General features: G+C 46.0%; 1 protein-coding gene. It reads right to left on the bottom strand.

The window, feature by feature from the left end:
- Positions 1–42 precede the first annotated feature (42 nt).
- Positions 43–1,248, bottom strand: coding sequence for an IS256 family transposase (locus IWB18_RS12400; protein ID WP_195683928.1), 1,206 nt, complete (start codon positions 1,246–1,248; stop codon positions 43–45).
- Positions 1,249–1,362 lie beyond the last annotated feature (114 nt).

Below are 1,362 nucleotides of genomic sequence, written 5' to 3'. Positions count from 1 at the left end.
AGTCAAGTCCGAAAAAGTGTGTAAATTCCCTCGGTTAGTTTTTTAAGCAGCAACAGTGGTATTTTTGGCCAATCGATGTTGATGGTATTCTTCCATATCAAGATATCGCTTACCCGTTGTCCATTTCTCATCTTGCTCCATGAGCAAGGCGCCAATCAAGCGGATCAGGGAGGCTTCATTTGGGAATATTCTGATCACACGTTCCCTACGCCGGATTTCTTGATTTAACCGCTCAATGCTGTTGCTTGTACGTAATCGCTTGCGATATTTCTTTGGCAGATGCATAACAGCCATTATGTCATCAAATCCCTGTTCCAAAGTCTCCATAGCCTTAGGAGCTGCCTGGGAATAGGTATCAAGCATCTCGTCTCGAAGTGATTGGGCGATTTCCTGCTTTGGTGCGTTGTATATCTCATTGAGGCATTGCTTGATCTCCGGCTGAAGACGCTTCGGTGTTTTATCTAAAATATTTCTTGAAAAGTGGGTCTGACACCGTTGCCAGGATGCGCCCTGAAAATGTTTCTTGATTGCATTGACCAGGCCGCCGTGATTGTCGGATACGACAAGATCTATGCCGGAGAGGCCCCGTTGTTTAAGGGATAAGAAGAACTCGCTCCAGCTGGTTTCAGATTCTGAATCGGCGACACTCAACCCCAGTATTTCTCGTCTGCCGTCTTCTCGGACACCGATTGCGCTGAGCAGTCCTTTAGACCGGACACGGCCGTTTTCACGAACCTTGGTATAAAGCGCGTCGACAATAACAAACGGATAGTTACAGGTCAGTTCTCTGTTTCTGAATTCTTCAACGACAGGTTCTAAGTTCTTGCAAAGCTCAGAAACGGTCGACTTGGAAAACTCTTTACCACAGAGCTCTTCGGTAATGGCGCTCACTTTTCTGGTGGATACACCATTTACGACCATCTCCATCATTGCTAGCACCAGAGCCTGCTCGCTGCGTTGGTACTGGTTGAACAGAGTAGTTGAGAAATTGCCGCCGCGAAGTCTGGGCACTTGCAGTTCAATAGTTCCAACGCGTGTGGTCATGCTACGCATACGAAAGCCGTTGCGGTAGCCGGAACGCTCATCAGAACGCTCATAGCGATCCGCGCCAAGTTGCTCACTGGCTTGAGCATTAAGCACCTGATTTAGGATGCTTTCCAGTAACTTGGCAAAGGCATCATCTTTGCCATTTGATGTGAAAAGTCCGTGCAAAATTTCGGAATCTAGGGTAACATTAATCTGAGTCATTTGGGTTTCCTCCTCGGGTTGATGGTTTTTCGACAACTCTATTTTATCCGAGGTTGAACCCTTTTGGCTCAATTTTTTTAATTTTTGAATTTACACCATTATATAGACTTTATC

The sequence above is a fragment of the Alkalibacter mobilis genome, assembly GCF_015594845.1.
GTDB lineage: Bacteria > Bacillota > Clostridia > Eubacteriales > Alkalibacteraceae > Alkalibacter > Alkalibacter mobilis.
Note: the sequence above shows the minus strand (reverse complement) of the source record. Positions and strands in the feature narration are given on the sequence as shown.